Annotated in this window: 22 protein-coding genes; 14 read left to right on the top strand and 8 right to left on the bottom strand. The window is 34.8% G+C overall.

Annotated elements, in window-relative coordinates; translation table 11 throughout:
- The first annotated feature begins 184 nt into the window (after positions 1-184).
- Entirely contained in the window at positions 185-643 is a 459-nt protein-coding gene (locus BST92_RS14185) for a DUF1801 domain-containing protein (protein WP_105072055.1), read from the top strand.
- 3 nt (positions 644-646) lie between these two features.
- On the top strand, positions 647-850 hold the full coding sequence (locus tag BST92_RS14190) for a hypothetical protein (protein WP_105072056.1): 204 nt from the start codon (positions 647-649) through the stop codon (positions 848-850).
- A gap of 143 nt (positions 851-993) precedes the next feature.
- Here BST92_RS14190 and cmk read toward each other — a convergent pair whose 3' ends face one another.
- The 3 genes from cmk to lon all read right to left on the bottom strand — a co-directional run bounded on the left by cmk (position 994) and on the right by lon (position 5,525).
- A complete protein-coding gene (gene cmk / locus BST92_RS14195) occupies positions 994-1,683 on the bottom strand; it encodes a (d)CMP kinase (RefSeq protein ID WP_105072057.1) in 690 nt (229 codons plus the stop codon).
- Positions 1,683-2,714, bottom strand: coding sequence for a type IX secretion system protein PorQ (porQ, locus tag BST92_RS14200; RefSeq protein ID WP_105072058.1), 1,032 nt, complete (start codon positions 2,712-2,714; stop codon positions 1,683-1,685). Before porQ ends, cmk begins: the two co-directional genes overlap by 1 nt.
- Positions 2,715-3,068: 354 nt before the next feature.
- Entirely contained in the window at positions 3,069-5,525 is a 2,457-nt protein-coding gene (lon, locus tag BST92_RS14205) for an endopeptidase La (RefSeq protein WP_105072059.1), read from the bottom strand.
- Positions 5,526-5,764: 239 nt separating this feature from the next.
- On the opposite strand from lon, the gene BST92_RS14210 reads away from it, so the two are divergent.
- The 4 genes from BST92_RS14210 (at position 5,765) to BST92_RS14225 (ending at position 8,888) form a co-directional block, all read left to right on the top strand.
- Positions 5,765-6,358, top strand: a complete 594-nt coding sequence (locus tag BST92_RS14210; protein ID WP_342747880.1) for an RNA polymerase sigma factor — start codon at positions 5,765-5,767, stop codon at positions 6,356-6,358.
- Complete coding sequence (locus tag BST92_RS14215; RefSeq protein WP_105072060.1) at positions 6,351-6,929, top strand: hypothetical protein; 579 nt, start codon at positions 6,351-6,353, stop codon at positions 6,927-6,929. The genes BST92_RS14210 and BST92_RS14215 overlap by 8 nt, the downstream gene beginning before the upstream one ends.
- Positions 6,913-8,001: a hypothetical protein gene (locus BST92_RS14220; RefSeq protein WP_105072061.1), complete on the top strand. Its 1,089-nt coding sequence runs from the start codon at positions 6,913-6,915 to the stop codon at positions 7,999-8,001. The genes BST92_RS14215 and BST92_RS14220 overlap by 17 nt, the downstream gene beginning before the upstream one ends.
- Positions 8,002-8,162: 161 nt before the next feature.
- A complete protein-coding gene (locus tag BST92_RS14225; RefSeq protein WP_042297287.1) occupies positions 8,163-8,888 on the top strand; it encodes a head GIN domain-containing protein in 726 nt (241 codons plus the stop codon).
- 93 nt (positions 8,889-8,981) lie between these two features.
- Here the strand turns inward: BST92_RS14225 and BST92_RS14230 are convergent, their stop codons facing one another.
- From BST92_RS14230 to BST92_RS14245, 4 genes are all read right to left on the bottom strand, one after another.
- On the bottom strand, positions 8,982-9,812 hold the full coding sequence (locus BST92_RS14230) for a tyrosine-type recombinase/integrase (protein ID WP_105072062.1): 831 nt from the start codon (positions 9,810-9,812) through the stop codon (positions 8,982-8,984).
- A 171-nt stretch (positions 9,813-9,983) separates the two neighbouring features.
- Positions 9,984-10,289 (bottom strand): hypothetical protein, encoded by a 306-nt coding sequence (locus tag BST92_RS14235; protein WP_146105168.1) that lies wholly within the window; start codon positions 10,287-10,289, stop codon positions 9,984-9,986.
- A gap of 104 nt (positions 10,290-10,393) precedes the next feature.
- Positions 10,394-10,744: a hypothetical protein gene (locus tag BST92_RS14240; protein WP_105072064.1), complete on the bottom strand. Its 351-nt coding sequence runs from the start codon at positions 10,742-10,744 to the stop codon at positions 10,394-10,396.
- Between the two features lie 462 nt (positions 10,745-11,206).
- The gene (locus tag BST92_RS14245; RefSeq protein WP_105072065.1) at positions 11,207-11,470 is read right to left on the bottom strand and encodes a hypothetical protein; all 264 of its coding nucleotides are present in this window, start codon (positions 11,468-11,470) and stop codon (positions 11,207-11,209) included.
- Positions 11,471-11,547: 77 nt separating this feature from the next.
- On the opposite strand from BST92_RS14245, the gene BST92_RS14250 reads away from it, so the two are divergent.
- On the top strand, positions 11,548-12,312 hold the full coding sequence (locus BST92_RS14250) for a riboflavin biosynthesis intermediates N-glycosidase (protein WP_105071636.1): 765 nt from the start codon (positions 11,548-11,550) through the stop codon (positions 12,310-12,312).
- Between the two features lie 162 nt (positions 12,313-12,474).
- On the opposite strand, the gene BST92_RS15075 is transcribed toward BST92_RS14250, so the two are convergent.
- A complete protein-coding gene (locus BST92_RS15075; RefSeq protein ID WP_170061749.1) occupies positions 12,475-12,651 on the bottom strand; it encodes a hypothetical protein in 177 nt (58 codons plus the stop codon).
- Positions 12,652-13,658: 1,007 nt separating this feature from the next.
- On the opposite strand from BST92_RS15075, the gene BST92_RS14260 reads away from it, so the two are divergent.
- The 7 genes from BST92_RS14260 to BST92_RS14290 all read left to right on the top strand — a co-directional run bounded on the left by BST92_RS14260 (position 13,659) and on the right by BST92_RS14290 (position 19,741).
- Positions 13,659-14,117 (top strand): hypothetical protein, encoded by a 459-nt coding sequence (locus tag BST92_RS14260; RefSeq protein ID WP_105072067.1) that lies wholly within the window; start codon positions 13,659-13,661, stop codon positions 14,115-14,117.
- Positions 14,118-14,353: 236 nt separating this feature from the next.
- Positions 14,354-15,235 (top strand): DUF5677 domain-containing protein, encoded by an 882-nt coding sequence (locus BST92_RS14265; RefSeq protein ID WP_105072068.1) that lies wholly within the window; start codon positions 14,354-14,356, stop codon positions 15,233-15,235.
- Positions 15,236-15,398: 163 nt separating this feature from the next.
- Positions 15,399-15,746: a hypothetical protein gene (locus tag BST92_RS14270; RefSeq protein ID WP_105072069.1), complete on the top strand. Its 348-nt coding sequence runs from the start codon at positions 15,399-15,401 to the stop codon at positions 15,744-15,746.
- A 192-nt stretch (positions 15,747-15,938) separates the two neighbouring features.
- The gene (locus BST92_RS14275; RefSeq protein ID WP_105072070.1) at positions 15,939-16,703 is read left to right on the top strand and encodes a riboflavin biosynthesis intermediates N-glycosidase; all 765 of its coding nucleotides are present in this window, start codon (positions 15,939-15,941) and stop codon (positions 16,701-16,703) included.
- A gap of 145 nt (positions 16,704-16,848) precedes the next feature.
- Positions 16,849-17,298, top strand: a complete 450-nt coding sequence (locus tag BST92_RS14280) for a hypothetical protein (protein ID WP_105072071.1) — start codon at positions 16,849-16,851, stop codon at positions 17,296-17,298.
- A 549-nt stretch (positions 17,299-17,847) separates the two neighbouring features.
- The gene (locus BST92_RS14285) at positions 17,848-18,621 is read left to right on the top strand and encodes a DUF6090 family protein (RefSeq protein WP_105072072.1); all 774 of its coding nucleotides are present in this window, start codon (positions 17,848-17,850) and stop codon (positions 18,619-18,621) included.
- 535 nt (positions 18,622-19,156) lie between these two features.
- Positions 19,157-19,741 carry a hypothetical protein gene (locus tag BST92_RS14290; RefSeq protein WP_105072073.1) on the top strand — a complete coding sequence of 195 codons (585 nt, stop codon included), beginning with the start codon at positions 19,157-19,159 and terminating at the stop codon, positions 19,739-19,741.
- The last annotated feature ends 45 nt before the right edge of the window (positions 19,742-19,786 follow it).

Genomic DNA, 19,786 nt, shown 5'->3' on the forward strand with positions numbered 1-19,786 from the left:
ACCCAAATATTAAAAAATATTCTACATCGTTGTTATTATATTTCTATTTAACGACAGATGCACAATAACCTCGCAGATTGGACCATGAGAAGACTTATAAGCCAAAAGTACTTTTCATTATCTGTGAGGTTTTTTTTATTATTCTTAAATAATCGTATTATTGATAAGACCATTATTACTGATTATGACCTCAAAAGCCTCTACTCCAATAGAATATATCGATCAGCTTCCTGAAGACCGTAAAAAGCCAATTTCTGACTTGAGAAATGTTATTCTTAAAAATATACCGGCAGAATTAGAAGAAGGTATGTTATATGGTATGTTAGGTTATTATGTACCTCAATCGGTTTATGAACCAGGATATCATGTAGGTAAAGACTATTCTCCATTACCATTTATTAATGTTGCTTCACAGAAAAATTTTATAGCACTGTATCACTCTGGAATTTATGCACATCCACCTCTAATGGAATGGTTCAAAGAGCAATATCCAAAACACTCTAAATATAAACTGGATATGGGGAAAAGCTGTATCCGTTTTAAAAAGGTCAATGATATTCCGCTAGAGTTGATTGCAGAACTATGTACTAAGATGAGCGTAAAGGAATGGATTGGGATTTATGAATCTGTAATCAAGAAGTAAGAAATGAAAAAAGGGAAAGAAGATAAAATACCTAAACCATTACTTATTATTAATAACTTTATCCTAGTTATTGGTAGTATCGCTGATATAATAGGTTTGATATTCTTTATAAAGTATATGATGGAGATAGATCTAAAATATAATAAAACCGAATCTGCATATTTATATATGACAGTTTCTGCAAATCCTTTTGTAAAGTTGATTTAAATGACCTTTTATCTATAGAACTAGCAGATTGCGCATCACTTCGACCAGCTCAGAGCAAGCAAGTGTCTAATGACAGTTTCCAAAATTATTATTGATTTTCACAAAGCAGATTCCTTCGCTGCGCTCGGAATGACATTATTTAACTATCGCATCGCCTCTTCAGCCCATTGAACGAGTTGTTCAAACTGCTGTGCTCTATTCATCTCGCTAGTGTCTAGTAATTTTGCGTCTGCTGTTTGTGTTAGCGGACTGTCTTCTCTTGTAGAATCGATGTAATCGCGTTCTATGACGTTTTTTAAAACTTCTTCATAAACAACCTCATCACCACGATCTATTAGTTCATCATAACGACGTTGTGCACGTACTTCTGGTGCTGCGGTCATAAATACTTTAAGTTCGGCATCTGGGAAAACTACGGTTCCGATATCACGACCATCCATGACCACACCTTTTTCTTTTCCCATCTCTTGTTGTTGTGCAACAAGCTTTGCTCTTACTGCAGATACCTCAGCTACTAGACTTACAATACTGCTTACCTCGAGTGTACGTATTTGCTTTTCAATGTTTTTACCATTTAAATAAACATCTGCGCGATCTGTTTCTTCATTGCGCTGGAAGGATACCTTAATTTTATCTAAGGAATCGATAAGTTCTTGTGCATGTAGTTGATTATCTCGGTAGATGTTTTCGCTTAAAGCGTAATAAGAAATAGCTCTATACATAGCACCTGTATCCACATAAATGTACTTTAATCGCTGCGCAAGTTGTTTTGCAGCAGTACTCTTACCGGTACTGGAATGTCCATCTATCGCTATCGTAATCTTATCGCTCATTATTGTAAATTTATATTAACCCCAAAAAGGCTGGTATGTGATGCCAGTGTATATCGCGCATGTGTATAACTGAATCGCATTTTATTAATTTTTAAAGAGAATCCTGCACTTACACCAGAAAATGCTCTGGTGTCTTGAATACTCAACTCTTGTGCCCTGCGAAAATTATACCCAAGTCGCACTTGAAAGGCTTGTTCTGGAAAAATTTCTACTCCAAATACTGTATGACGCAGTGCATTATTGAAAAATCCAGGTTTATCTTCAATGACATTACCGTCTAGATCTGTTTGCGCATTGGCATCATTTGAGAAAGCAATATTCCATTGCTGTAAATTTTCTAAAGTCACGTGAAGACGTAAAGGCAGATTTCTCATATTATTTGAAAATCCTAAAGCAACCTCTAATGGCAGTTTTTCATAAACTTCATTATAAGGTGTAAACTGCGTACCGATGTTGCGCACGACTAAAGCTACTCTGATATCTTTATCTTCATTATAGTACAGTGCACCAAAGTCGATCGCGCCACCTAATGAGGTATATCGCTCTAGCTTTGAAGAGATGACTTTTACATTTGCGCCTAGATAAATATCTGAAAACGGAATATTATAAGCATATCCAGCAGATATCGCTACTTCATTACCGCCAAATTCACCTGTAGAAACTCCTTGCTCGTTATAGCCATCAAAAGTCCCATAATCTAAATAGGTTACACCTACATGAAAAGTCTGCACATGTCGATCCCATGTGTAAGCATATGCCGCAGTACCATAATTAACATCACCTAGATAGTTAGCATAATTTACTTGTAACTGATTATCCATTTTAGGATTAATCGTCGCTGGATTAAATATTCCAGAGGTAGGATCATAATCCACACCAGTGAGTACACGACCACCTAGAGCAGCTTGTTTTGTACCAGCTGGTAGGTTGAGAAATTGGTACGTAGTTCTTCCTCCTATTTGCGCTTGCGCGAAAGCAGCAGACAACATCAGTACCAATAAAATCGATATATGGGATTGAAATCTTTTCACTTCTATTCTAACGACTGCAAGTTTAATTTATTTTTAAGCGTGTTGCTAGTTATTGAATAAGGAATTTTAGGAATAGTCATCTTTTTAAACATGTTGAACTCAAGAGGTATAAAACAGATTTACTGTATTTTAACCTATTCAACCTTAGATTGCTGTCGCTCACTTTGCACACCTTTCCTATTCCTAAGAAAAATGCTTGTCTTATTATTTTATAAAAGCACGAATGTCAGGCTGAGCTTGTCGAAGTCGTTTTCCATAGCGTAAAGCCAACTACGACAAAATCTGATTGACAAATAGGAATAAAAAATCCCCAGCGTAAACTGAGGATTTTGAAATTTAAAATACTAAAACTATTTAACTCAACTTCTTAGCATTTTTAACCTTTTGCTTAGTAAGCGCTAGTTCTAGCACGTCACTCATATCACTAACGTAGTGGAATGTCAGACCTTTTAAGTATTCTGGTTTGATCTCTTCGATATCACGTCTGTTTTGTTCACATAGCAAAATCTCTTTAATACGTGCACGCTTAGCCGCAAGAATCTTTTCTTTGATTCCGCCTACAGGTAGTACTTTACCACGTAGGGTAATTTCTCCAGTCATGGCGATGCTTTTCTTCACTTTACGTTGTGTAAACAAAGAAACTAGCGAAGTTAACATGGTGATACCAGCACTAGGACCATCCTTAGGTGTTGCTCCTTCAGGCACGTGAATGTGGACGTTATATTTTTCAAACACTTCTGTAGGTATCCCTAGCTCATCTGCATTTGCCTTAATGTACTCCATAGCTATGGTAGCACTTTCCTTCATTACTTTACCTAGGTTACCCGTTATGGTAAGACTTCCTTTTCCTTTAGAAAGAATAGATTCTATAAAAAGAATATCACCACCTACACGAGTCCATGCTAGTCCGGTTACTACACCAGCCACATCGTTATTCTCATACTTATCACGTTCCATACGTGGTGCACCTAAAACCTCTACAACCGTTTCATTAGTCACCTTAAGATCATAAGGCTCTTCCATGGCAATACTTTTTGCTGCATAACGCACCATTTTTGCCATTTGCTTATCTAGCGAACGCACACCACTCTCGCGAGTATAACCTTCTACTATTTTTTCTATCTGTGGCTTAGCTATTTTTAAATGCTCTTTGGTAAGACCATGTTCTTTCAATTGCTTAGGCAACAAATGCTGTTTCCCTATCTCTACTTTTTCTTCAATAGTATAACCGGTCACATTGATAATCTCCATACGATCACGCAACGCTGGCTGAATTGTATTTAAAGAGTTACATGTCGCGACAAACATCACTTTACTTAAGTCAAAGCCCATTTCTAGAAAGTTATCATAGAACGCATTATTCTGCTCTGGATCCAGTACTTCTAGCATTGCACTTGATGGGTCACCGTTATGAGAAGAACTAAGCTTATCAATCTCATCCAGTACAAAAACCGGATTAGACGTTTTTGCCTTTTTAATACTTTGTATTATACGACCTGGCATCGCACCTATATAGGTTTTACGATGTCCACGGATCTCTGCCTCGTCACGCAATCCACCTAGGGATATACGCACATATTCACGTCCTAGTGCCTCGGCCATAGATTTTCCTAGAGAGGTCTTCCCTACTCCAGGTGGTCCATAAAGACATAAGATAGGTGACTTCATATCATTACGCAGTTTTAAAACCGCTAGATATTCTATAATACGTTTCTTTACTTCATCTAGACCGTAGTGATCACGATCTAAGATCTTTTTAGCACGTTTAAGGTCAAAGTTATCTTTTGAAAACACATTCCACGGTAGATCTAGGAATAAATCTAGATAGTTGCGTTGTATAGAATACTCTGCCACTTGCGGATTCATGCGTTGCATTTTTGCAAGCTCTTTCTCAAAGTGTTCTTTTACCTTATCATCCCATTTCTTAGACTTGGCACGTGTGCGCATTTCATCCAGCTCTTGATGTGCAGACACGCCACCACCTAGTTCATCCTGTATGGTTTTCATTTGCTGGTGCAAGAAATACTCACGCTGCTGCTTATTAATGTCTGAGTGTACCTTAGACTGAATATCATTTTTAAGCTCCAGTTTTTGTTGCTCAATATTCATAAAACGCAAGGTCTCTAGTGCACGATCTTTAAGGTCATTCATTTCTAGCAACTGTTGCTTTTCTGACACCTTAAGGTTCATGTTAGATGACACAAAGTTCACTAAGAAAGAGTTGGACTCTATATTCTTAATTGCAAAGCTTGCCTCACTAGGAATATTAGGACTTTGCTTTATAATCTCTAGAGACAGTTCTTTAATAGAATCTATGATAGCATTAAACTCTGTATGATCTGGTAGTGGTCTTGCCTCTGGTATGTCTGTGGTTTTAGCGGTGATATAAGGCTGCTCTGTCAGGATTTCGCCCATCTGGAAACGCTTCTTACCTTGTATAATCACTGTCGTATTACCATCAGGCATTTTTAAAATACGTAAGATGCGAGCGACCACTCCTATTTTGTGCAAGTCGTCTGCACCAGGCTCTTCAATAGATTCATCTTTTTGAGCGACGATACCTATGACCTTATTGGCTGCGTTTGCCTCTTGCAACAATTTAATAGAGCGATCTCTACCAGCAGTGATAGGAATAACGACACCTGGGAAAAGTACCATGTTGCGCAATGGTAATATGGGCAACTCTTCAGGAACAGACTCATTATTCATCTCTTCCTCATCTTCTGTACTTAATAATGGAATCAACTCTGCCTCGTGATCTAGATCACCTAGTGACAAGTTGTCTATTTTAATCTTCTTTGGATTGAACATATGCTTTCTTCTCGCCACTATGTCACAAAACACAGCAGCTTTTCAATTATTTTATTTTTATTTTATAGCAATAGATAGTTGTTGTTACGCTTTCGCGAAAGCAGAATAACCAGCACTAAAACACTTTAAATCAATATTTTAAACACCTTACAACACAAGGCTATGGTACTGGTCTACTTTAAACAAAGTATATTGCTATCATTAGTTTTTCAAATTCAGTGCCAGTCCACTGTAACAAGTTGAAAAAAGCTGCATCTTTAAGACGTAACACTAACCAAGTGACATTAACAGAAACTGAAATATCCGTATACGACTTGTGCGAGCAAGGCGATCAAAGGGCACAAATGAAAGTGTATGACAGCTACTCACGTGGCATGTATCACGTGGCATTGCGCATCCTTAAAGACAGTGGCGAGGCAGAAGACGTCATGCAAGAAAGCATGATTGCGGCTTTTCATAAAATGAGCCAGTGGAATAGAGAGGCAACCTTTGGCAGCTGGTTAAAACGCATTGTGATTAATAACAGTCTATCGCGATTGCGCAAGACTAAAAAAATGGAAACCGTATCCTATGATGATGTAGCCTATCATCTAGAATCGCAAGCAGATGACCAACAAATCGATATGGAAAACGCTGGAATGACAGCAAAAAAAGTACTGCTGGTCATGAACGAATTAAAAGATAATTACAAGCAGATTTTAACGCTGCATCTTATAGAAGGTATGGATAATGAAGAAATATGTGAGATCATGAAGATATCAAATGCGATGTGTCGCACGACGATCTCACGTGCCAAAGAAAGTTTAAGAACTAAAATTAAAGCTCATGAGTAAATCAATGGAAGACTGGTTTAAAGAGCAAGACTTTAATACCACAGAGTTACCTAGCGGTCACCGCAATAGATTTCTAGAACGTTTACAAGCGGCTCAAGAAGATGAAAAAGTGATCCCTATAGATCGAGATGGCCAGGCAGAAGGTCATGTCGATGCAAGAAAAAATACATGGTTTAAATGGTCTCTAGTCGCAGGACTGGCGCTATTAATGGGACTGGCTGGTTTCAATCTGGGATCTAGTAATGATACAGACCTGGCTAGTGTGTCACCAGAAATGGCTAATGCACAAGACTTTTTCTCTAACACCATTGCCGAAGAGTTAAAACAACTAGAGTCTGAAAGCAGTCCAGAGACGGAACGATTAATTGCTGATACTAAAGTACAGTTACTAGAACTAGAAAATGATTATCAACAATTGAAACTAGACCTAGATAATAGCGGTAACAGTCGCAAGGTAATTGCAGCGATGATACAGAATTTTCAAAACAGAATAGCATTGCTGGAAGCAGCACTAGAACATATAGAATCTCTTAAACAACTTAAACTGAATACAGATGCAACCATATTATAAAATATTATTACTAGCTTTTTTATTGCCACTGGCAGTAGTTGCTGGTCCTGTAAAAGGTAAATACACTAAAAAGAAAAGTCTTAAAAAATCCTACACGGTAAATAAAGACGCCATGCTTTTATTAGATAATAAATATGGTAGCATGACCATTACCACATGGGATCAACCTACAGTATCGATTGAGGTTTATGTAGAGGTTACTGGTGATGATCAAGAAGATGTAGAAGAAAAACTGCGTGAGATTGACGTTAACTTTGAATCTAGCGCAAGCCGTGTGAGTGCAAAAACGATGGTAGACGCTAGACGCAAGAACTGGAGCTGGAGCAGCTGGTTTGGCTCTAGTAATAACGTGAGTGTAGAAATTAATTATGTGGTTAAAATGCCTGTGACTAACGACCTAGATGCTCGTAATGATTATGGTACACTATCCCTAGATAAACTACTAGGTCACGCACGATTAAATTGCGATTATGGTAGAATGGATATCGGTGAGTTATGGCATGCAGATAATTACATTAAAATGGATTATACCAATAAGTCGACTTTAGACTATGTAAAATCTGCCAGTATTAACGCAGACTACAGCAGCTTTACAATAGGCGAATCTGAAAAGATTGAGTTAAAAGCAGACTATACACATAGCGAGTTTAAGAAAGTCACAGATCTTAATATCAATACAGACTATGGTAGCATTACCATAGGTGAAGCGGCAGACTTTGTAGGTCGTGGTGATTATGTAAGCTTTAAGATAGGTACCATTACCCATATGCTTGATTTAAACACAGATTATGGATCTATAAGTGTCGCACGTTTACAGGCAGGATTTAAAGAAGTCACCATACGTAGTGATTTTACAGGAGTGAACCTTAGGTATGATGCCAGTGCCCGTTTTGACTTTACCATAGACACAGAGTTTGCAGGTATCTCTATAAGTGATGCGGCGACTGTAACCAGATCAGACAGTGATTATACTGATAAGTTAAAAGCCGGTTATAACGGTTCAGAGAACAGTGGTAATACCATCAACATACGCACCTCTTATGGTGGTGTAAAGTTGAGAGCAATAGATTAAACAATCAACTAGTACATCATTATAAACGTTTAAGGCTTTAAAAACATTAATGATTGTGCACAACTCAATCACAGATAACGACAACTCAGTCACACTATATTTTATAAAAATCAATAATCGGTCATATTTGAACCATCCACTAATAAGCTAAAACAAAAATTATGAAAAAGATACTTCTATTATGCATTGTAATATGCAGCACACAAATGGCCACAGCACAATGGTTTGGCAATAAATCTGTAAAAGGTAACGGTGATTTAACTACAAAGACTTTTAACACCAGCGACTATGATGGTGTTGCAGTTGCAGGCTCTATGGATGTGGTATTAGTACCAGGAACTGAAGGCAAGATAAAAGTAGAGGCAGAATCTAACATCATGGAACATCTTAAGGTTGAAGTAAGTGGTGGCAAACTAATTATAGGTACTAAAAATAATACCAACATCAACCCTAGAAAACCTATAACCGTGACCGTACCTGTAAAGTCTATAGACTATGCTAGTGTGTCTGGTAGTGGTGAGATTAAAAGCGACATGACACTTAAAGCACGCAACATGCGCTTAAAAGTATCTGGATCTGGAGATATGAATTTAACCATCGAGGCCGAAAATCTAAAAGCATCTGTTACTGGTAGCGGCGATATGAACATCGCTGGTCGTGCCGAAAATCTAGATGCAAGCGTTACAGGTAGTGGTGATTTAAACACTTATAAATTAAAGGCTAACCATGTAGAAGCGTCAGTAACCGGTAGTGGCGATCTAGCCGTTTATATTAACGGTGGTGATCTTAAAGCACGTGTAACCGGTAGCGGCGACATACGTTATAAGGGAACTACTAGAAATGTAGATAAAAAAGTAACTGGTAGCGGAGACATTGATAAAATGTAAACACCTACTCTATTTTAAAAGAACAAGCCTTGATATGTATCAGGGCTTTTTTTATACGCTTCCGCGAAAGCGAATACACGACCAACCCTACAGTTATAGAAAGTCTAATGGTGACGCCACGTTTTGCATGGTGCGAGTGGTTACATGTGTATAAATTAATGTGGTTTTAAGATTAGTGTGTCCTAGTAATTCTTTAATGATGCGCACGTCTGTACCAGAATCCATTAAATGCGTTGCATAAGCATGTCTTAAACTATGTAGGGTAACGTACTTTTTAATATTGGCTTTCTTGCATGCGATATGAAAAACTTTACGCAAACTTTGAGGACTGTACTGTGGTTTATTTTGCCCTTCAAATAAATATTCTTTGGGTTTGTATTCTAGATAATAAGCTTTTAAGACTGGCTTAAGTGATGCTGGTAAAGGCAGTACTCTATCTTTGCCATTTTTGGAATTTTTGATATGGACTTGTTGTCTTTGTTTATCTATGTCTGTAATTTTAAGAGCGATTAACTCACCACTGCGCAAACCTAATCCATAAATAAAGGCAAGCATTGCTTTATGCTTTTTATTCACACAACTGTTTAATATAGCCTTTACCTCTACTGTAGATAAAACAGTGGGCAATGGTTGCGGTGTTGAACGTGGATAAACTTTTGAGAAATCATATTCTCGATTGTGCATTTCTTTAAAATATAATTTAATAGCACCTATCAATTGTTTTTGAGTGCCTAAAGCAAGGTTTTTGTGAGGTACTACTTTACTAATTGCATCATTAACCTGGTAGTTATCAAGACCATCAAGTGGTCTGTCCATCCCTAAGAATTTTTGAAAAGCAATAAGATGTCCTGCATAAGATTCTATGGTATTATGAGCATACCTTTTAATGGTCAATAATTTCTTAAAATCATAAAAGGTTTGCATTTACTGCCATTTTTGAGTTATGTACAAAAGTAGTAAAAGGTTTGCATTAGGTTCATATACAGTATTGTAATGTTATACTATTTTACTTAGGTTTGTATTTACTAACGTTCTAGTGAATGCCACACGATTGCGGTTAGAAAAGGTGGCACTCACAAGAACACTGTATATAAACTATTTTATAGGTAGTTTTACAAATGTTTGTACAGGCTCAGCATCTTTTTTTGCCAACGCTTCTTTATCTAACATTGGTGCAAAAGAGCTTTTAGATATAATTTGCTCGTACATAAATACTTTAGCCTCTAAAACACCTTGTTTCTCATCTCTGTTATCAAATAAAAAAGCTCTAATAATGTTCTCTACATTTTGTCTACCTTCTTGTCTTATCACTTCACTTTTATATGTCGTTCCACCAGAATTCCAGTCATATTTTAATTTGTATAAGCTGTCTAGTAGTTCTTGTATTTTTTGCTCGTTCATTAATTCTGTGATTTTTGCCAACGCTCAAAAAAGATGCGAGGACGGTTATTGTTTCTATTTTTATTTTGTGATTAATTGTATAAAACAGTTCATATACTTTACCGTTAGGCAACATTAAAGTAGTTACTAAAGTCATAAGACAGTGCTTTTTTACCCCCAAAAACATCACTTGTTTGATAATATGTTGTACCAATATAGCTTTTACTACAATAACCTAATTCAACACAAGTATTCAATGCTTTTCGAAACTTTCTTCTAATATTGGAATATGTTAAAGATTTGTTAGGCATTCTTTTTTCGTGAAATTCGTCTAAATAAAGCATTGAAACCGTATCTAAGAAAAGATGTTTTCTAGCTATATCTAAACACACTAATACATCTTCAGCCAAAACGTTGCCTAACAACGTATAAAGTTCATTGCTTATTTCTTTTTGCTCACTAATTTCTGTACTCATAATTTCTGTTTTTTCAATTAAGTTAGTTGCTGTTCAAGGTCGCAACGAAACCTTATACAACTACGTTCTAGTCCATTGCCTGCGGCCGTAGGTCTTCGCTTTTGTAATTTATAATTACTCTATTGGGATTAGAAACTATAGCACTGCAATAACGCTGCAAAAGACCAACCAGCTATAGTAATTATAAATCACAAGTCTCCCAACCTACTCAATGGACTAGAATGGCAAAGCTGTAAAACCTCTTGAGCAAATGTATTCTTGTACTTACTCAATTCACGCCAGCCGCTAGGAAACAAACAAGAACGTTGTATAATGGCGATTGAGACGTTTTAAAGGCTTATAGCGAGGCTGTGATTGTTCCAAAATTCTGTAACTTCACATCCATTAACCAACAACCAAAAGGTCTACGCGTACCGGCTAAAACGCCTCACTCGCCTTATACCTTTGCCATTAGTAGCAATACTACCATTGTTCTTTGTCAACCACTTTAGAGTATCTATTTATGTTATCGTATAAAGCCCACCAAGTTCCTACAAATGTTATTGATAATTCAAGTGCCTCTTTGGTAAATTCGTGTTTATACCAAGTGCATTTTCTTTTTTTTCTGTACCACTTGTATTTATTTAAGTAATAGTCAGTCCAAATGGGTTTTTTCTTAACATCCGTACTGCTACTAACAACGTGTATATCACATTGCTTTTCGGTATTTTTATTATCTTCTATCATAATTTCTAAAGTTGTTTATTATTAATTAAATTCTGTGAGAGCAACGTAGCATACACAAAACGTTGCCATTAATTTGAATGAACTACGCGAACGAGAAAATAATTGAACGAATTGAATCAGGTGAAAACCTGAAATACCTTCTATTTTGGGGACATCAAAAGTCTGACCGAATTACGAAATCTTGTTTCAGTCAATGGTATGAATCTGAATTTGAAGTTAACGGAATTAAATTCTTGACAGCCGAACATTATATGATGGCTGAAAAAGCTTTGTTGTTTAATGACAAAGACATTTATGAACAAATAATCAAAAGCTCAAAAGCTGGAAAAGTAAAAGAACTTGGCAGACAAGTAAAGAACTTTAACCAACGAATTTGGGAAGAAAATAGATTTGAAATAGTTGTAAGAGGTAATTTTCACAAGTTTAGTCAAAACCCAAAGCTATCGGAATTTTTAAGAAATACGAATGACAGAATTTTAGTTGAGGCAAGTCCAGTCGACAATATTTGGGGAATTGGACTCGCTCAAAATAATGAAGACGCTAAAAATCCATACTTTTGGAATGGACTGAATTTACTCGGATACGCTTTAATGGAAACAAGAGACATTCTAAATGAAGTTGGAGAATTTAAAACTCTCAAAAATCCGATTTTACCACCTTGGTTAGCTTATCCAGAAATTGACAAATATAGTATTGGTTGGAGAATGGGTTATGGAGAAACTCATATAATGGAATTGAGTAAATATTTGGACAGTTTAAGTCCTTCTGAAAAGAGAATTTACGAATTGACTTATCCTGAAACTGGAGAATGGAAAGGTTGGTATAATGATGATTACGAATAAAAAACTAATGGCAACAATGTGTATAATTCATTGCTAGTTATAGCTTACTTACGAAAGTCCTCTCGGACTTTCTATCTGTGATTTATTTGCTAACTTTAGTGCTTAAACACGCAACGAAATCATACACTAGACCGTTACAGGATAATTTACCTGCGGCACAGACTATTCCGCTTTTAAAAACCATTCACACCATGCTATAGCAAAACTGAGATTAAGCAAGCGACCTTTGACATAGTCTATATCTATATTCTCACTTGGGTTTTGTAAAGACTTCTCTAGTCCTTTTTTCTCAGTTTTACGCCATCTTATTTCATCTAATACTTCTTGTTGACTTCTCATAATTTAGTAATTGTTTTTAAAGACTCCCATAGTCTTAAATTATCCTGTAACGCCACCTGTAAATAAGCCTATTCAGTGGGCGTTGTGTGTTTGTTTTTTCAGTTGATGAGCAGTTAAACTATCCATAACACGATGTATATCGTATAAGGCTCATTTATGTCTACCTGTGAGGTGGCTTAATCCTCAATTAGTTGTTTACTTTGAACTGTTCGGAAATACCGAATAGTTGCTATTTACTTGCAAATGAACCTCACACGACATACACAGGTGGCGTTGTGCATAATGTAGAGCAACTAATCTAAAGTTGAAAAACGAACTATTGAATTGAAAAGAAAAGAAATATTTTGGTTAATTGTAACAGCTCTATTTGTGCTAATTTTGAATTTAATATTATTAGGTTTTGACGGATTTAAACCTGAATCTAATACTGACATCAATATTCACGACACTTATTTTGTGATTACCAATGTTCATTTTTTTCTACTATTATCAGTTCTGATTTTTTTTAGCGTTTACATTATACGAATGTTAAAGATGAATTTTAAAAACTTTACTGCGAATCTGATTTTTATGATTAGCGGATTATTGTTTATTTGGGTTCTTACCGGAATAATTTCAATTGTAAATTCTCATATACAAGTAACAGATACAACTGAATATAACCTTACTGTTACAAATAACATCTTTGACAATCTTTCGACAGTTCTATATCTAACTCAAATAATAATAGTTGGATTAATAGCATATAGCGGATTTAAAACTGGACGGAACTATAAACAGACTAAATAAAAACACTATGCACAACACAGTGTATAAAACATAGCTATTAAGTGATCAATCGAATGGTTTGTATATGCTTGAAAAGTCCGCCAAATTTTAAATTTGGCTTTTAAACTGAATAAATTAAAAACAAAATATAAAATTTAGCTAAGTGTTAATCCGAAAATTTAGTACTTTTAACACGCTACATTTTATACACATCAACGTTGTACAACATTTGACCAAAAATGAAACTATTCCGATTTTTAAGGAAAAAACTGAACGAATTGGATAATATTCCAGAGGATAATCTGACTGAAAAGATTACGGAAAAATCTACTATGGAAACTGAATCTAAAACAGAAATGAATAACAAAAAAATCGACAGAACAAATTGGACTGGAGAAAATTTTGAGTTTCTAATAATTGGAGTTGATGAAATTCCAAACGAGGAATATGACAAGATAATGACACCGAATTCATATAAATGGAAAAAAGTTATTAAAGATGAATGGCCATTTTATGTAGTTGGAGAAGATGAATTTAGTTTTTCTTGGGAAATGCCAGGAATCCAATTCACTTTTAATAAAGAAGTGGAGTATGAAAAAGCAAAAAAGATTGCGGACGAAATAATTGAGAATATTAACTCGATTGGACAAAAAGCGGAATTATTAACTCTTGAATCGAATAAAATTTATAAATTCTAACTGAATAAAAAACGTTGTACAACACCGTATAAAAATAATAGGGCGATTAGTTGCTTAATTCAATGGATTGGGCACTTTTGCGAAGTCGCCAAGTTTTTAAATTTGGCTTATTGAAAAAAAAAGATAATAAGAAAAATTTAAAAATTCGGCTTGTGTTTAACCGAATGATAGTCGCTTAATTTCAGCCCTACTATTCTTATACAAATCCGTTAGAGCCAATATTTGAAACCAATAAAATGACAGATGAAGAGAAAGCTAAAATCTTAATACAAGAAGCAAATAGTCTGAATTTGGAAACTTTGATTCCGAGTCTTGAACAGATTATTCAATCACATGCTTTTGTTGTAGATTCAATATACGAAGCGCAACCCAAATTTGAACATGGTGAAGTTTATCAAGAAACTTTACTAATCAAAATGATTTTCACTTCTAAAAGTATATTGGAATTATCTAAAGGAATTAACTTCTCAATATTAAACAGCGACAAAAAAATCCCAATCATTGATAGGTCATCAATTTATATTTTAACAAGGTCTCTACTTGAGACATTTTTAACTTTAGAATATTTGTTTTTCAATCAAATAAGTAGAAACGAACAAATATTTAGATATAATCTTTGGCGAATATCTGGTTTTATGTCTCGTCAAGATTTTGGTAAAACTCAGAATAAAGAATTCGCAGAAAAGATTGAAAGAGAAAAAGCTGAAATTTCACAATTGAAGAAAGAAGTAAAATTGAGCCCTTTTTATAAAGAATTAAAGGAAAACCAGTTGTGGAAACTAGACAATTATGGACTTCCAAGAATAATCAGTTGGATACCTTTACTCAAACAAAGTGTATTAAAAAATGATTCATTCGAAAAGGTATACAAACTTTATTCTAATTACGCCCACTCAGAATTTATTTCAATAATTCAATTGAATGAGGGAAAAGTATTCGCAAATGATGAATTTAATATAGGGACAACGATAACAACTTTAAACAATGTTAGAATTTTAAACTGTGTAGCTTTGATAATGATGACTAATAAATTTGAATTCGCTAAAAGTAAATTTGGTGAGTTAGATGAAAAGCAAAGATTTATTATTGAATTTTGGAATAAGTTAGCCGTTGAATAAAACATACTGGCTCTAACAACGTGTATAATTCATTGTTCGGTTCGTGTGTACTCGGAAAATTCCTGCGGAATTTTCCTTAGGTCAGTTTTCTTTTACTAATTTAGTCCTAGCCAACACAACGAAATCATACACAACACGTTGTAGGTAATTTAAAATCAATATTATGAAAAAAACATTAATGATTATTTGTTCGCTAATAATTGCTTTTTTGACATCGTGCGCAGAAAATACATCTGAAAATAAGTCAAAGAAGAAGACAGTAAATGAACTTGTAAAATACTCTTATTCATTTGATGAATTAAAAGATTCGCCAATTAATGACTACACAAATAAAATTAGCAAAGAGTTACGTGTATTTGCGAGAACAAAAATTGATGGCGAATTCGGAGCTAGAGGCAGGTTTGAAGACGATGAAAAAGTTGTTATATTTATTGCTCAAACGATTAATTCAAATCGGGATAAGAAGTTTTATGCCTTGATATATAATAAGAAAATCAAAATAAAGATTTAATAGAAGTATCCGAAGATTTATTAAAAAAGTCAAACAAAACAGATAAAAACTACCTACAACAATGGCTATAAACAATTGCTATTAAGAGCTTATCCTGAAAATTCCTGCATAATTTTCAGCTTGTCGTATACTTGCAAAAGTCCGTGCTAACCCACGCAACTACTCATAGCCCAACCGTTGCCATTAATTTGAATGAACTACGCGAACGAGAAAATAATTGAACGAATTGAATCAGGTGAAAACCTGAAATACCTTCTATTTTGGGGACATCAAAAGTCTGACCGAATTACGAAATCTTGTTTCAGTCAATGGTATGAATCTGAATTTGAAGTTAACGGAATTAAATTCTTGACAGCCGAACATTATATGATGGCTGAAAAAGCTTTGCTGTTTAATGACAAAAACATTTATGAACAAATAATCAAAAGCTCAAAAGCTGGAAAAGTAAAAGAACTTGGCAGACAAGTAAAGAACTTTAACCAACGAATTTGGGAAGAAAATAGATTCGAAATAGTTGTAAGAGGTAATTTTCACAAGTTTAGTCAAAACCCAAAGCTATCGGAATTTTTAAGAAATACGAATGACCGAATTTTAGTTGAGGCAAGTCCAGTCGACAATATTTGGGGAATTGGACTCGCTCAAAATAATGAAGACGCTAAAAATCCATACTTTTGGAATGGACTGAATTTACTCGGATACGCTTTAATGGAAACAAGAGACATTCTAAATGAAGTTGGAGAATTTAAAACTCTCAAAAATCCGATTTTACCACCTTGGTTAGCTTATCCAGAAATTGACAAATATAGTATTGGTTGGAGAATGGGTTATGGAGAAACTCATATAATGGAATTGAGTAAATATTTGGACAGTTTAAGTCCTTCTGAAAAGAGAATTTACGAATTGACTTATCCTGAAACTGGAGAATGGAAAGGTTGGTATAATGATGATTACGAATAAAAAACTAATGGCAACAATGTGTATAATTCATTGCTAGTTATAGCTTACTTACGAAAGTCATCTCGGACTTTCTATCTGTGATTTATTTGCTAACTTTAGTGCTTAAACACGCAACGAAATCATACACTAGACCGTTGCCAACAATATGAGAAAAGCAGTTTTCATAACAATATTTAGTCTTTTAATTATAAGTTGTGCAAACAAGAAAAAGAAAGAACCTGAAAACGAAATAAAAACGGAATTGAATAAAAAAACTCAGAATTTAGAATTGAAAAAGGAGGAATTCTTAAAATCGAAAATCTTCTTCGGACTTAAAAACTTGAATGACGGATTCGACTCTGAATCTATATATTACTTTACTGAATCTGACTTTGAAATTGTGCTGAACAGAGTGAAAAAAAACGGAATAGGAATTTACGGAATTGAACCTTGGCTGAATGGAGATTTTTATAATGTTAGAGTTCACGAACAACTGAACGCTGAACCAAATGACCCGAAATGGTATCGAGAAGCATTTTCTGAATTTAAAAAAAGAGGAAAGAATTTACAATATTCTGCAACTTATGAAATCCCAAATGAATTAATAGTGGAATAAAATACTGTTGGCAACACCGTGTATAATTCATAGCTAGTTATAGCTTACTTACGAAAGTCCTAGCGGACTTTCTATCTGTGATTTATTTGCTAACTTTAGTGCTTAAACACGCAACGAAATCATACACAAACACGTTCTAGTCCATTGCCTGCGGCCGTAGGTCTTCGCTTTTGTAATTTATAATTACTCTATTGGGATTAGAAACTATAGCACTGCAATAACGCTGCAAAAGACCAACCAGCTATAGTAATTATAAATCACAAGTCTCCCAACCTACTCAATGGACTAGAATGGCAAAGCTGTAAAACCTCTTGAGCAAATGTATTCTTGTACTTACTCAATTCACGCCAGCCGCTAGGAAACAAACAAGAACGTTGTATAATGGCGATTGAGACGTTTTAAAGGCTTATAGCGAGGCTGTGATTATTCCAAAATTCTGTAACTTCACAACCATTAACCAACAAACAAAAGGTCAACGCGTACCGGCTAAAACGCCTCACTCGCCTTATACCTTTGCCATTGTGCTTCATTATGACAAACCGCTAACCAATGATAAAATTCTTTACAAAAATTAGACAAAAACTGATATCTGAAAATAAGTTCAGTAAATATCTGATTTATGCCATTGGCGAAATTATTCTTGTCGTTATTGGAATTTTGATTGCTTTGCAGATTAATAATTGGAATGAAAACAGAAAGAATAAGGATTTGGAATTGGCCTATCTTAAAGGGATACAAAGCAATCTCGTAAATGATATCGATGAACTTGAAAGGCATTTTAAAGGAGATACGCTAAAATTAGATGCGTTATCTGTTTTATTAAGGACTACGGAAACAGGCGTAGAAAATTCGCAGGTGCAAACCCATATTTCAAATTCACTACTTGTATCAAGAGAACATTGGTTTGAAGGGCAAAACGTTGTTTTTGAGGATATGAAATCGTCTGGAAAACTTAACCTTTTGCAATCAGAAAGAATTAAGCTATCAACTCAAATTTACTATAGGCTTTTTGTAGAGACTATAAAGCATGAAGATATTAATAACCAATTTTACAGAAATTATATCAAAAATAATTCTGAATTGGTCAAAGTGTATCCTTTAGTAGAAGAAATGTTTCCAAAGAGATGGAAATCAGGTATAAAACCCGTAAAGTTTTCATCTACTTACTTCGATTTATCCGAAACTGAAAATGATAAAGTACTTGATAACTACAGTTTGATGAAAGCAAGATTATACAGTTCTCACATGGCACGCTTGCGTCTATACCAAAATGCAAAACAACTTGAAGAATTAATTGAAGTATATCTTGAAGAAAAAAAATAACGAAAGCACAACAATGGCTATAAGTAATTGCTTGTTCTCGCCTACTTCTGAAAATCCTCACGGATTTTTTCAGTTTGGTGTGTACTTGTAAAGTTGAGTGCTAACCCACGCAACTACTCATAGCCGAGACCGTTCTAGTCCATTGCCTGCGGCCGTAGGTTTTCGCTTTTGTAATTTATAATTACTCACTTGGGATTAGAAACTATAGCACTGCAACAACGCTGCAAAAGATCAACCAGCTTTAGTAATTATAAATCACAAGTCTCCCAACCTACTCAATGGACTAGAATGGCAAAGCTGTAAAACCTCTTGAGCAATAGTCAGCTTGTACTTACACAATAAACGCCAGCCGCTAGGAAACAAACAAGAACGTTGTATAATGGCGATTGAGACGTTTTAAAGGCTTATAGCGAGGCTGTGATTATTCCAAAAATCTGTAACTTCACAACCATTAACCAACAACCAAAAGGTCAACGCGTACCGGCTAAAACGCCTCACTCGCCTTATACCTTTGCCATTACCATACATTTAAGAAATGAGCATAATCGGAACTAATTTAATGTTTGTACTTATAAAAGTCGTGAGCGAAAATAACGCTGACGAAGTAAAATTATATTTAAGTTCGAGCAACTTCTTTTCAAAAGAGTTTAATCTAACTGATTTTAAAAAAAACGAACTAACTCTTATCGGAATTGAAAACCGAGAAAAACTGATTTCGGAATTAAACAATTATCTGAATTGCTATATTGACATAGAGAAGTTAGAAAACGGAAAACTTGACTTTTGGAGTGACCAAACTCAAATCGGAGAATTTATAGTAGACAAATTTGAAGAAAAGACAACTAATTTTGATAAATCGGATTGGATTGAAAGTTATGAATACTTGCTAAATGAGTATTTTAAAAAAGAGGAAATAAGTTCCAAAGAGATTAGATTAAATAATGGATTTATAAGTAAACTTGAAAATTTTATTGAACAAGAACGAATTAAGAATGAGCAGAAATCTGAATTTTTCAAAACGGATTCGATTAAACTGAATTCAATAAAAGAAAAATCGGATTTGATTGACAAATTTGAAAACATAAAAAATCAATATCTGTCTGAACTACGAAAAATATAAAAACGTATGGTAACACCGTGTATAATTCATTGCTAGTCCTAGCCT

The organism is Nonlabens arenilitoris (assembly GCF_002954765.1).
GTDB classification, from domain to species: Bacteria; Bacteroidota; Bacteroidia; order Flavobacteriales; family Flavobacteriaceae; genus Nonlabens; species Nonlabens arenilitoris.